This is a genomic window from Amycolatopsis sp. NPDC006131 (genome assembly GCF_040614175.1).
Classification (GTDB): domain Bacteria; phylum Actinomycetota; class Actinomycetes; order Mycobacteriales; family Pseudonocardiaceae; genus Amycolatopsis_E; species Amycolatopsis_E tucumanensis.
On record NZ_JBEXTX010000020.1, the window covers coordinates 49,561 to 59,273 of the forward strand.

Annotated in this window: 20 protein-coding genes; 2 read left to right on the forward strand and 18 right to left on the reverse strand. The window is 70.9% G+C overall.

What is annotated here, in order from left to right:
- Nucleotides 1-8: 8 nt before the first annotated feature.
- From ABZ215_RS13645 to ABZ215_RS13675, 7 genes are all read right to left on the reverse strand, one after another.
- Entirely contained in the window at nt 9-665 is a 657-nt protein-coding gene (locus ABZ215_RS13645; protein ID WP_354949720.1) for a hypothetical protein, read from the reverse strand.
- Between the two features lie 94 nt (nt 666-759).
- Nucleotides 760-1,302, reverse strand: a complete 543-nt coding sequence (locus tag ABZ215_RS13650) for a hypothetical protein (protein WP_354949721.1) — start codon at nt 1,300-1,302, stop codon at nt 760-762.
- A 23-nt stretch (nt 1,303-1,325) separates the two neighbouring features.
- Nucleotides 1,326-1,772, reverse strand: a complete 447-nt coding sequence (locus ABZ215_RS13655; RefSeq protein WP_354949722.1) for a hypothetical protein — start codon at nt 1,770-1,772, stop codon at nt 1,326-1,328.
- Complete coding sequence (locus ABZ215_RS13660) at nt 1,769-2,251, reverse strand: hypothetical protein (protein WP_354949723.1); 483 nt, start codon at nt 2,249-2,251, stop codon at nt 1,769-1,771. Before ABZ215_RS13660 ends, ABZ215_RS13655 begins: the two co-directional genes overlap by 4 nt.
- Nucleotides 2,248-2,520, reverse strand: a complete 273-nt coding sequence (locus tag ABZ215_RS13665) for a hypothetical protein (protein WP_354949724.1) — start codon at nt 2,518-2,520, stop codon at nt 2,248-2,250. Before ABZ215_RS13665 ends, ABZ215_RS13660 begins: the two co-directional genes overlap by 4 nt.
- A complete protein-coding gene (locus tag ABZ215_RS13670) occupies nt 2,517-2,999 on the reverse strand; it encodes a hypothetical protein (RefSeq protein WP_354949725.1) in 483 nt (160 codons plus the stop codon). Before ABZ215_RS13670 ends, ABZ215_RS13665 begins: the two co-directional genes overlap by 4 nt.
- Nucleotides 3,000-3,053: 54 nt before the next feature.
- A complete protein-coding gene (locus tag ABZ215_RS13675) occupies nt 3,054-3,260 on the reverse strand; it encodes a hypothetical protein (RefSeq protein ID WP_354949726.1) in 207 nt (68 codons plus the stop codon).
- A gap of 201 nt (nt 3,261-3,461) precedes the next feature.
- On the opposite strand from ABZ215_RS13675, the gene ABZ215_RS13680 reads away from it, so the two are divergent.
- Together ABZ215_RS13680 and ABZ215_RS13685 are read left to right on the forward strand one after the other, a co-directional pair.
- Nucleotides 3,462-3,665, forward strand: coding sequence for a hypothetical protein (locus ABZ215_RS13680; RefSeq protein WP_354949727.1), 204 nt, complete (start codon nt 3,462-3,464; stop codon nt 3,663-3,665).
- 72 nt (nt 3,666-3,737) lie between these two features.
- A complete protein-coding gene (locus ABZ215_RS13685; RefSeq protein ID WP_354949728.1) occupies nt 3,738-4,214 on the forward strand; it encodes a helix-turn-helix domain-containing protein in 477 nt (158 codons plus the stop codon).
- A gap of 125 nt (nt 4,215-4,339) precedes the next feature.
- Here the strand turns inward: ABZ215_RS13685 and ABZ215_RS13690 are convergent, their stop codons facing one another.
- The 11 genes from ABZ215_RS13690 to ABZ215_RS13740 are packed head-to-tail and all read right to left on the reverse strand — an operon-like array spanning nt 4,340 to nt 9,708.
- On the reverse strand, nt 4,340-4,771 hold the full coding sequence (locus tag ABZ215_RS13690; protein ID WP_354949729.1) for a hypothetical protein: 432 nt from the start codon (nt 4,769-4,771) through the stop codon (nt 4,340-4,342).
- Complete coding sequence (locus tag ABZ215_RS13695) at nt 4,768-5,712, reverse strand: hypothetical protein (protein ID WP_354949730.1); 945 nt, start codon at nt 5,710-5,712, stop codon at nt 4,768-4,770. Before ABZ215_RS13695 ends, ABZ215_RS13690 begins: the two co-directional genes overlap by 4 nt.
- Nucleotides 5,709-5,921, reverse strand: coding sequence for a hypothetical protein (locus tag ABZ215_RS13700; protein WP_354949731.1), 213 nt, complete (start codon nt 5,919-5,921; stop codon nt 5,709-5,711). The genes ABZ215_RS13695 and ABZ215_RS13700 overlap by 4 nt, the downstream gene beginning before the upstream one ends.
- Nucleotides 5,918-6,853 (reverse strand): hypothetical protein, encoded by a 936-nt coding sequence (locus ABZ215_RS13705; protein WP_354949732.1) that lies wholly within the window; start codon nt 6,851-6,853, stop codon nt 5,918-5,920. The genes ABZ215_RS13700 and ABZ215_RS13705 overlap by 4 nt, the downstream gene beginning before the upstream one ends.
- Nucleotides 6,850-7,254, reverse strand: a complete 405-nt coding sequence (locus tag ABZ215_RS13710; protein ID WP_354949733.1) for a hypothetical protein — start codon at nt 7,252-7,254, stop codon at nt 6,850-6,852. The genes ABZ215_RS13705 and ABZ215_RS13710 overlap by 4 nt, the downstream gene beginning before the upstream one ends.
- Before the next feature lie 50 nt (nt 7,255-7,304).
- A complete protein-coding gene (locus ABZ215_RS13715) occupies nt 7,305-7,529 on the reverse strand; it encodes a hypothetical protein (RefSeq protein WP_354949734.1) in 225 nt (74 codons plus the stop codon).
- Nucleotides 7,526-7,765: a hypothetical protein gene (locus tag ABZ215_RS13720; protein ID WP_354949735.1), complete on the reverse strand. Its 240-nt coding sequence runs from the start codon at nt 7,763-7,765 to the stop codon at nt 7,526-7,528. The genes ABZ215_RS13715 and ABZ215_RS13720 overlap by 4 nt, the downstream gene beginning before the upstream one ends.
- Nucleotides 7,762-8,067 (reverse strand): hypothetical protein, encoded by a 306-nt coding sequence (locus tag ABZ215_RS13725; protein WP_354949736.1) that lies wholly within the window; start codon nt 8,065-8,067, stop codon nt 7,762-7,764. The genes ABZ215_RS13720 and ABZ215_RS13725 overlap by 4 nt, the downstream gene beginning before the upstream one ends.
- Nucleotides 8,064-8,399, reverse strand: a complete 336-nt coding sequence (locus ABZ215_RS13730; RefSeq protein ID WP_354949737.1) for a hypothetical protein — start codon at nt 8,397-8,399, stop codon at nt 8,064-8,066. Before ABZ215_RS13730 ends, ABZ215_RS13725 begins: the two co-directional genes overlap by 4 nt.
- Nucleotides 8,396-9,352, reverse strand: coding sequence for a hypothetical protein (locus ABZ215_RS13735; RefSeq protein ID WP_354949738.1), 957 nt, complete (start codon nt 9,350-9,352; stop codon nt 8,396-8,398). The genes ABZ215_RS13730 and ABZ215_RS13735 overlap by 4 nt, the downstream gene beginning before the upstream one ends.
- Nucleotides 9,352-9,708, reverse strand: coding sequence for a MarR family transcriptional regulator (locus ABZ215_RS13740; protein ID WP_354949739.1), 357 nt, complete (start codon nt 9,706-9,708; stop codon nt 9,352-9,354). Before ABZ215_RS13740 ends, ABZ215_RS13735 begins: the two co-directional genes overlap by 1 nt.
- Between the last annotated feature and the right edge of the window lie 5 nt (nt 9,709-9,713).

Sequence of the window (9,713 nt, forward strand, 5' to 3'; positions counted from 1 at the left end):
AGCAGATGTCATCGTCTCGGTCTGGGGTCCATCGCGAACCACCAGCGGTAGAGCCGGTTCAGCTGGTGCCCCGGCCATCTGACTGCCCGCCCGAGCCGGCCGGGCTCCCCGAGCCAGCGCCAGGCGCGCACCAGCGCAGGGTCGGGAAGCGCCACCGGGACGCGCATCAGGGCGGCAGCCTCGAATTCCAGGTCATCGAGCGCGGCGCCCAACGCAAGGGCATGCGGCATGCCCTCCTGCCATCCGGGGCCGTCCTTCCACAGCGCCGGCCCCATGACCTTGCTGGCGAAGTCGTCGTTGAGCGCCTTGACCTTCGCGATGGCGTTCAGCAACCCCGCGTCCCCAACCTGCAAGTTCGCGGTGACGAGCGCGCGGATGAACCGCTCGTTCGCCTCGCGCATCCCCTTCCCGCTGTCGGTATCCATGAACTCACGGTGGTCCTTCTCTGTGAAGGACCCGATGGCGGGAAGGAGCAGCAACGCGGCGTCGAGCTTGGCCCTGCCGACGGTGAGAACCTCGCTGATGAGCTCGCGTTGCTCGGCGCGCCGGCTCTCTGCGCGTGTTCGGCGTGCTTCGGCTGCGGTGTGGCGCTGGGTCAGCCAGACCCCGCCAAGGCCGGCAGCGAGGGTGAAGCTGCCGGTCAGGATCACATCGAGGTTCGGCACTATCGCTCCTGGTGGGCCCTGGTCTTGATCGGGATCATCGTCCCAGCTGCTGATGTCGTTCCCGTCGACGAGCGGCAACCCGCGGCCGCCGTGGTCACCTCATCGCCTCCGTGTCGACGCCCTCAACGATGTACTTCACGGTCTGGTCAGTCGTGATCTGCTGCTTCACGGGCGTGTCGAGGCCGAGGATCGCGCGCCTGGCGGCCTGGATCTTCAGGAGCCGGTCGACGGCTTCGAGGAGCGGGCCGTCGTCGACCAGCGGCGCCCCGTAGCGGATCACGAGCTCGCCCTTGTCGTCCCGCTTCGGGTGCCCGCTCTCGTCGAGCACGAGGTCCTGTGCCCACACCACGCGGCCGTGGGACACCACGACGTGCTCGCGGTCGAGGACGCCCTGTACGGCGCGTTCCATCGCGTCGAGCTTGTGCAGCTCGGCGGCCCGGTAGGTGGCGACGGCCTCGAACTTGGTCTCGCGGATAGCCTCCCAGTACAGCTGGTGAGCGCGCTGCTTGGTGAAGCCGAGTTCGTCACCGATCTGCTGGAACGTCTTGCCTTGGCGCTTGAGGTCGACGACGGCAGTGCGGACCTCTTCCGAGGCGATCTGTTCGTCAGCGGACCGGTTGTCGCTGTTGGTGGGCATGTCAACCTCCTTCGGTCAGTGTTTCAAGCCGGGGGCTGGTCGAGCCGGATTTCGAGCCACAGTCGGCGGGGACCGCGGTCGGTGTGGATCTCGGGTTCGAACCACGTGAGGTGGCGGCGGTTGTCGTCGGGAATGAGGCCAGCGTCGACGAGCCCGTCGACGGCCGGCTTCTGGGAGGCGATGAGGTTGTCGGTGTCGCGGCGGCGTCCGTCGCCGGGCCGGTAGTGCAGCTGCACCGTGATGTGGTCCTGGCGGCCGACGCGGTGGCGGCGCATCGCGGCGAGCGCGGCCCAGCCGGTGCCTTCGCGGATCTGCTCGACGAGCTTCGCGCGGGCGAACCGGTTGTGGTTCTGGTTGAGGGTGAGCGGCTTGCCGGCGGGCAGCTTCGTCACCGGCCGCTTCCGGGACCGCGCGCGGGTGGGCTGGACGACGAGCGGCACGTCGACCTCGAACACCAGCTGCGCGGTCACCGCTCCCCCGCCCGCTGCTCGTGCTTGCGCCGGAACGCGGCCCACCCGCCACACCGTGCGGCCGGGCTGCCGTCGGCCCGGTACGGCACCCCCTCGACGAACAGAGGCTGGTAGTCCAGCGGCGAGCCGGGCACGGTCGCGCCGGACGGGTGCCGCCACTCGATCGGGCGCCGCATGCCTTCGTGGCACCAGAACGGCCGGCCAGTGGCGGCGAGCCGTTGCAGGTCGTCGAGGTCGGCCGCGGCGTCCGGGTCGCCGGTGCGCTCGGGCGAGCGTGGCCGGTATGCGCAGCCGTCGCACATGCTGGCCCGCGTGTCGGGCTCCAGCTCGGCGCGGGGCGGCATCTGGGCGAGGTCGTAGACGGGCTGCCAGCAGGTGCAGCCGCGGGCGCCGTGCTGCGCGGAGCCCATGCAGCACGGGACTTCGTCGTTGCCGACGTCGGGCCAGTCCCCTGCCTCGTGGTGCGGGAGCGTCGTCATGCCGCTGACACCTCGGCCGGCTCCCAGGGTTCACAGTCGGGCGCGGCGCACCGGCTGGGACCGGCGCCGAAGTCCGCGGTCCACTCGGTGGCGGAGTGCTGGACGAGGACGACGCCGATCGCTCCGGACACCAGGTGCTGCACGAAGGCGCGCCGCGGTTCCCAACCGATCGCGCGTGCGGTCTCGGCCGCGCCGTTCGGCAGGACGCGGGCGATCCGCGCAGAGTAGAGCGCGACCTCCAGGTCCCGGTCCGGGTCGGTCGCGGTCATGCGTTGCGCTCCGTCGAGGTGTAGGTGCACTTCGAGCAGCCGAAGAGCTGCCGTTCGGGATCGAAAGTGCGCTCGCCCCAGCCGCAGTTCGGGCAGTCCGCGTCGATCACGAGCAGCACGGGCCGGCGCTGCGAATACTCGGCGTGCACGCGGAGGGCGTGCTCGACGAAGATCCCCGTCGCGCCTGCCCCGTTCGGCAGACGAATGTCGCCGAAAAACTCGGCCAGGTCTTCGCGGGTCGCCGGGAGCACGCGCGGGCCGGCGGGCACGAGGCCGTGCGGGTAGGTCTGGCGCAGCGCGGTGCGAACCTTGTCGAGGTCGGCACTGCGGATGTCGAAACCGGTGCCGGTGTCACCGCAGCGGTGGCAGAGGGCGTCGTGCACGAGGCCGAGCACGGTGGCGACCACGTCCTCCGGGCTGTGGCCGCTCGCCAGGGAGCTGGCATATTCGCCGGCATTTTCGGTAGCAAGTTCGGTCACTTCGGTGTCCTTTCTGGAGGGTCGCCGCCCGGACCGCCGGGCGGCGACGGGTGATCAGCAGTCGCGGGTGACGCTCGCCGGTCGGACACCCGTGAGACGAACGGGGAAGGCCCCCTCGTCGGCGAGGTTCATGCGGCCGTCACGCCCGACGAAGGTGACCTTGAGCAGCGTCACCGGGCACCGGGCGGCCTTGCTGCCGTGGTAGCGAACGAAGTCGCCTTCCTCGACGCGGGCGCCGGCCTGGTCGGTGGTGGTGGCCATCTGGACCTCCTGGGTGGTTGGTGGGTGGGGTGTGTCCACCATAGCGCCACTGCTTTCGTTTACGCAATTAAATTCGCCAAGATCATCTCGTCGTACGATGTAGTATACGCAGGTAGTAGACATATCAGCGCGCCTCGCCGCTTGCGCAACCGCAAGCTCCTGTGCTATCCTTCTTGCGTAAACGAAAGGAGGTGAGGGAAGATGGACAAGGACGCGCGGAAGGTCCTCCGGGAGGCCAAGCAGCAAGGGTTCGACGTTCGGACCACGAAGCGAGGCCACCCAGCTGTCTACCGAGACGGCGAGTTCATCGCCACGTACTCGGGGACGCCGGGTGACCGGCGGGCGATCCGCAACTTCATCGCGGCGCTGCGGCGGGCGGGCTTCATCTGGCCGCCCCCGAGGTGACGTGAGGGCCCCGGCCAGAGAGTGGCTGGCCGGGGCCGACCCCAGTATCGCCCACAGAAGGAGCCAGAAGCCATGGCGGAATTCGCCGTGAACGTCGCAGTCGACCTGCAGATCGACACTTTGACCGAGGAGCAGCTCGACGCGCTCACCGAAGTGGGCGCAGGTTACCACGCCGCTTGGGCGCGGTCGCCGTCGAGCGCCGGCTGGCTCAGCGTGCAGCTGACGCTGCAGGCCGAGGTGCTGCGGCAGGCGACGGATCTCGCGTTCCTCGTCGTCCCGGATTTGATCAAGCGCGCCGGCCTTGGCTGGCACACGCCGGTCTACGTCGAGGCGATGACGGACGCCGAGTTCCAGGACCGGCAGGAGCAGCCAACGATCCCGCCGCTGGCGTCCGTGGCAGAGGCGGCCGAGTTGCTTCGGGTGTCCGAGCAGGCGGTCCGTCAGGCCGCCGAGAAGGGCCGGTATGGCGCGTTCCGGATCGGCAAGTCGTGGGCGTTCCCGCGGTCCCTTGTGGAGGCTGCCGCGCGTCCGGAGCCCGCGAAGGGCTGAGAGCGCCTGAGCGGGGTCGAGGAGGGGCCTGGCGGCCGGAGTGTCGCCGGGCCCCTCTTGCGTTGCTCCACGGCGCAACCGGCCCGCGATCCGGGCCGGTTGCGCGTGATCCGCCGATGCCGGGTTCATGATCCGGCGCTCCCGCCGGCTTTCGCGCCGGTGCCGCCGGTGGTGCCGGCCTTGACGCCGAACCCGCCGCGCTGGATGGACGAGACCGATCCCCCGGTCTTCGGCATGCCCTTCGCGACCGGCGCGCCGGAGGGCACGTTGCGGATGCCGACGTTCGCGGGGACGCGGGACCCGACGGGCGGGATCACGGTGGCGCCGTTGGACATCGGCACCCACAGGAAGAACATGCCCGGCGTGCTGGCGTTGCCGGTGTCGTCCCAGTCGCCGCAGGCGTCGTCGTCGAGCCGGGTCCCGGTGGCCTGGTCGACGCAGACGGCGCCGTACTGGGCGTCGGGCGGGGTGGCGCCGTCGCATCCGGCGAGGAAGAGGGCGGCGACCGCGGAGACGTAGCCCAGGGCCGGGCCGCGGCCCATACGCCGGCCGGTCACCGCGGCTGGCCTGCGGGCTGCGCGGGCGGGAGCGGCGGGTTGCAGGTGTCGCAGTTGATGCGCCCGATCTCCGTGGCGTGCATCTCGGGGTCGTGCGGCGCCACCTCGGCGCCCATCATGGGGTCGCGTTCAGCGACGGGGCGCAGGGTGTGGGCGTCGACGTAGGACATGGCGCCGAGGACGGATAAGCCGTGGATCTTGCGCTGCTGCTCGACCGTGTCGATGATCGCGGTGCCCGCGCGGGTCTCGATGTACTTGCCGACGGGGTCCGGGTCGTAGGGGTGCCGTGCGTTGCCGGTGACGAGCTCGCCCGGCTGTGGCTCCCACCGTGTGCCGTTCGGGTAGCGGCGGCAGGTGGGGCACGGTCCGGTTCCGGCCGGCCGGGGATCACGGAGCTCGTCGGGGTTGAAGCCCATCGCCGCGATGGCGTCGTGCAGCTGGCCGTGCTCCCACAGGTCCCGTATCCTCGCCCGGTCGTTCAGCAGAGCGTCCCGGTCGGCACGAACGCGCTCCAGCTCGCGAACGGCTTCAGCGTGCTGCTGCTGGTGGTGCCGGGTGGCGGCGGCGGCCTTGCGCAGCATCCGCACCTGACGGAGCAACGCGTCCATCGGCAGCCTGGCCGACAGGCCCAGCACCTCGGCGAGGCCGTCACGCTGGGCGACGAGGAGGAGCGCGGTGGCGCGCGCCATCTCCTCGCGGTGCCAGCACGCTTCGGCGTGGAGCCAGCGCAGCAGCTCGTTCTCGGCGCGGAGCCGAGCGTCCTGGTCCACTTCGATCCAGGCGCCGTCCGGGCTATCGCGGTACAGGACGATCACGGACAGGTCGTTGGCGGCGCGGTTGCGGGCGAACTGCTCGCTGACGGGGCCGCTGTAACTGCCGGGCGGGTTGTCGACGTAGCGGTAGGCCCACTCGCGGGCGGGGGTGGGGGTTGGGTCGGTCATGCGGCGGCCCTCGTTTCGATCAGCTCGCCGCGTCCGCAGCGGCGGGCGCAGTCGGCGCACTCGCTGAGCCGCCACCAGCCCTCGTTGCCCACATCCGGGTCGTTGGGGCTCGCGACGTGGCGGACGTAGACCTCGCCGGGCTTGATGGTGCGGCGACAGTCGGAGCAGCGGCGTTCCTTGCGAGCGCGGTGCGCGGTGGCTCGGGTCACTGCTGGGGGCCTTCCTGTGACACCTCGGCCTGGTCGAGGTCTGTGCAGACGCCGCAGCGCGCCGACCCGCCGCGCGCACCGCACGCAGCGTCGGGGCTGCCGCACGGGCCCGGTTGCGGCTTCGAGCTGTCGGCTTCGAGGCGGCGTTTCGCGGCGCGCACGACCTCGGCCAGGGCTTCCTGCCCCGCTGCGCTCATCGGCGCGCCGCCGTGCACGCGCACCGGTTCGCCGTCGACCTCGTAGGCGCGGCAGGAGTCCTCGGTGGGCTGTGGCTGGGACACCTGGGTGAGAGCGCCGAGGATGCGCACCAGACGGGCACCCATTGGCACCGAGGCGTCGTGCCACGCTTCGACGGCCTTGTCGATGCGGGCCTGGCGCTCGTCGCGGGCTCGGGTGAGGTTGTCACAGCGACGCTGGTAGTGGGCTTTGATCGTCGAGATCTGCCGGTTTAGCCGCTCGACCTCGGCGCGGAGGCGGGTGGTGTCGTCGTCTGCGGCCCCCTGCCTGGCCGGGGTCTCGTCGGCGAACCGCTCGTGCGGGTCGTATGCCTTGAGCGCAGCGCCCAGAGCGTGCTGGTGGTGGAGGGTGAAGAACGCCCGCCACTGCGGCACCTCACGCTGGAATTCGAGGTACGCCTCGCGGTAGGCGTTCCAGGCGTCCTCGCGGCGGGCTTCGAGGGCGAGGTCATGGGAGCCGTCCGCGCGCGCCTCGGCATCGAGCCCCTCGGCGGCCCCCTGCATCCGCCAGCCCGCCCGAGCGAGCGCGGCGAAGAGCCGGTTTGCCACACCGACCGCGTGGAGCGCGTCGTCCTCGTCGCGGTTCTGGTAGAGGTCGACCTCGCCGAGGAGCGCATCGGCCAGCAGGGTTACTCCCTCCTGCATCTCCGCACCTTCGCGAGCGAGCTGGTCGCGGTGGTCGTTGTGGGTGGTCATCGAGCGTCACCCGTCCCCTCGGGGACCTCGACGGCGATGATCGGCACGCCGGGCGCCATCTCGCGGAGCTCCTCCAACGGGTCCCGGCCCATGTACTGGCCGGGCGGCATCGGCGTCACCACGTGCCACTCGCCGTACCGGGCGACCTGCTCATCCATCCAGGCGTGGTAGGCCGGCTCGCTGTCGAACCCGCCGCACGTGATGTCGGCGAGCCACGGGTGCTGCTCGGTGAGGTAGGGCGCGATCTCCTCGGCGGCCCGCGGCAGCTGGTGCGTCATGTGCGGCTGGCCCGTGATGTGGTCGATGATCCGGTAGATGCCGCCCACTCCGTCCGGGCTGAGCATGACTCCGGTGGTGATCGACAGCAGGTGTCCGAGGTGGAAGCGCTCGGTTTCAGGCATCGGTGGTCGTCTCCTCGTCTGGTTGTTCCTGGGTGGGGCGGGTCGATGGGTCAGGCGGGCGCGGACTGCTTGCGGGCGTCGTGGAAGCCCTTGAACGGGATGCGTGTGCCGCGGGGTCCGGGGCGGGTGCAGGGCTGGCGGACGGTGGCGTTGCAGTGGCTGCACGGGCTGAGGAGCGGGTTGTCCTGGATCTCGGCCGGGGCGTCGTTCGCGCCAGGCTGGTTGTCGAAGAGGCCGAAGCGCCCGTCTCGTCCTCGGGGCTTGCGGCGGGTCATGCCGGGCCTCGCTGGTCAAGGCGTCTTGGGTCAACCCGTCGCGGGGCGCCGCCGAGCGGGTAGCGGTGCAGGATCTCGGCGGCGAGGTTCGCGACTTCCTCCCACAGGCTCATGCCGGGGGACGCGATCGCGGGGTGTTCGGTCCAGTTGTCGTTCGGATCCCAGAGCGCGGCGAGTTCGTCGGTGATCTTCACGGCGGCGTCGCAGGGCGCGCAGTCGCGCTCGTGCACGGTCACGGCTCCTCCCGCAGAACTGCCTGGATGGCAAATCCGGGTAATCCGAGGCCGAAGTCTGGGTCGGAGGATGCGGGGCGGATGGGTGCGCGCAGTTCGGTTTCGTCGACGCTGACGCCGGGGCGGTCGGGGAAGACGCCGGCGGGTGGCCCGATCCAGCGGAAGGGCTCGGAGCAGTCGGCGCAGTGGATGCGGATGTCGGTGGTGAAGCCGTCGACCTGGTTGCCGTCGGTGGCGGTGAGGCGGTGGACGACGACGGTGGCTTCGAAGCGCTCGTGCGGGCAGGGCAGGTCCGGGTTGGTCACGAGGCCTCCTTCCGGGCGCGCTGGATGAAGTCGGTGATGTCGCTGGGCAGGATGTGACGGGGTTGGCCTGCGTCGGGTCCGTTGGGCCAGACCGGACGCGGGCGGCGGGCGTGGAAGTCGCGGACGGCCTGCATGGCGGTCTGGGTGTCCCAGTTGCCGATGGCGGCTTGGATGCCCCAGGCGTCGACGATGGCGGGTCCGGCGGTGGCGAGGGCACGGTTGCCGGCGAGTTCGCACATGAGCTCGAGGAGCCGGACGACGGCGGTGCGGGGCATGGGCGAGTAGGTCTCCCAGTCGGCGGAGATGGCTTCGAGGTAGCCGGGGAGGGTCACGTGGTCTCCTGGGTGGCGGTGGTGCGGCGTGCGGCGAGTTCGGCCTCGACGAGTGCGCGGCCGCGGGCGGCGCGGGCGGTGGCGTCGGGGTCGTGGTCGCAGAGCTGGGTGCCGATGTAGCCGGCGGGGTCGCACAGGGCGCAGTTGGCGATGGCTGCGGCTCGGTCGGCGGCGCGTTGGCGGGCTTCGGCGGAGCGGGCGTCGTGGTGGGCGTGGCGCTGCTGGGCGTCCCAGGCTTCGGCGGCTTCGCGGGCGGTGGCGCAGCCGCGGCAGGGCGGAGGGTCGGCGTGGTCGAGGTGCTTGCGGCACCGGGCAGGTGGGCGTTGCTCGGTGGGGGGCGCCTCGCGCGGGTACGTGCTCGCGGGCGTGCGCGACCCCCCAACTGAACCACCTGCAAGAGGTTCCCCTTCCCCTACCCCTACCCCTTCCCCGCGGGGTTCCGGGAACTCGTCGCGATCCTTTACGGGTTCGGGATTGATTCGCGAACTGTTCGGGATAGGTTCGGGAGGGGTTACCGATTCAATCGGGAACAGTTCGTCAGCAACAGTGTTCGCGTCCTTGCGACGCAGCCGCCGGAGCTCGGCCGCGAGTGCCTTCCGCAGCTTCGGCGATTCCACGGCGAGGGCGGCTTTCAGCGCGGCCTTGAACACGTTCGGGATCTTCAGCACGCCGTCATTGCGGATGAACGAGCGGATCAGCACCTCCTCGGTGTCCTCGTCGACCACCACGAATCGGTGCTCGGCCAAGGAGGCGAGCGTCGCCGCGATCTCTTCCTCGGTGGTGTAATCGGATCCCTTGGCCCACTTGCGGACCTGCAGCGGCATCACACCGGCCTGCGTGACGTTGCCCTGGGACAGCAGGAGGAAGTACAGGCGCTGCTCGAGCGGCGGCAGCTTGCGCCAGTCCAGATCGGACCAGATGCGGGTGAAGACCCGCGCGTGCTCGCGTGCCATCAGATGACCCCGCTCACGATGCGCAGGCCGCGGCCGATGCGCGGCTCGCGGGTGATGTAGCCCTTCGTGACGAGCCGGTCGATTCGGCCGCGCACGGTGCCGCGGGGCGTGTTCAGGGCGGCGGCCAGCTCGCGCAGCAGCGGCGGGCGGCCGGCGGCCGCGATGTAGCCGGCGAGCACGTGGAGGGTCGAGCTTTCGGTGGGGGTCAGCTCGGGCAGTGGCCGGATCATCGCCCGGGTCGTGCTCGTGTTGACCTCGCACGGGAACGGCGTGCGGCAGGTCGGGCAGATGACGGTCTTCTGGCCGTCGTGGACGGCTTCGGCTGGCTGGTGCGCGGTGAGATGCTGGAGATCCACGCTCG

What these genes read in the sequence shown, in the direction of transcription:
- ABZ215_RS13650 (WP_354949721.1), bottom strand. Translation starts at nt 1,302, where the DNA reads ATGCCCACCAACAGCGACAACCGGTCCGCTGACGAACAGATCGCCTCG.
- ABZ215_RS13660 (WP_354949723.1), bottom strand. Translation starts at nt 2,251, where the DNA reads ATGACGACGCTCCCGCACCACGAGGCAGGGGACTGGCCCGACGTCGGC.
- ABZ215_RS13665 (WP_354949724.1), bottom strand. Translation starts at nt 2,520, where the DNA reads ATGACCGCGACCGACCCGGACCGGGACCTGGAGGTCGCGCTCTACTCT.
- ABZ215_RS13675 (WP_354949726.1), bottom strand. Translation starts at nt 3,260, where the DNA reads ATGGCCACCACCACCGACCAGGCCGGCGCCCGCGTCGAGGAAGGCGAC.
- ABZ215_RS13680 (WP_354949727.1), top strand. Translation starts at nt 3,462, where the DNA reads ATGGACAAGGACGCGCGGAAGGTCCTCCGGGAGGCCAAGCAGCAAGGG.
- ABZ215_RS13685 (WP_354949728.1), top strand. Translation starts at nt 3,738, where the DNA reads ATGGCGGAATTCGCCGTGAACGTCGCAGTCGACCTGCAGATCGACACT.
- ABZ215_RS13695 (WP_354949730.1), bottom strand. Translation starts at nt 5,712, where the DNA reads ATGACCGACCCAACCCCCACCCCCGCCCGCGAGTGGGCCTACCGCTAC.
- ABZ215_RS13705 (WP_354949732.1), bottom strand. Translation starts at nt 6,853, where the DNA reads ATGACCACCCACAACGACCACCGCGACCAGCTCGCTCGCGAAGGTGCG.
- ABZ215_RS13710 (WP_354949733.1), bottom strand. Translation starts at nt 7,254, where the DNA reads ATGCCTGAAACCGAGCGCTTCCACCTCGGACACCTGCTGTCGATCACC.
- ABZ215_RS13715 (WP_354949734.1), bottom strand. Translation starts at nt 7,529, where the DNA reads ATGACCCGCCGCAAGCCCCGAGGACGAGACGGGCGCTTCGGCCTCTTC.
- ABZ215_RS13735 (WP_354949738.1), bottom strand. Translation starts at nt 9,352, where the DNA reads ATGGCACGCGAGCACGCGCGGGTCTTCACCCGCATCTGGTCCGATCTG.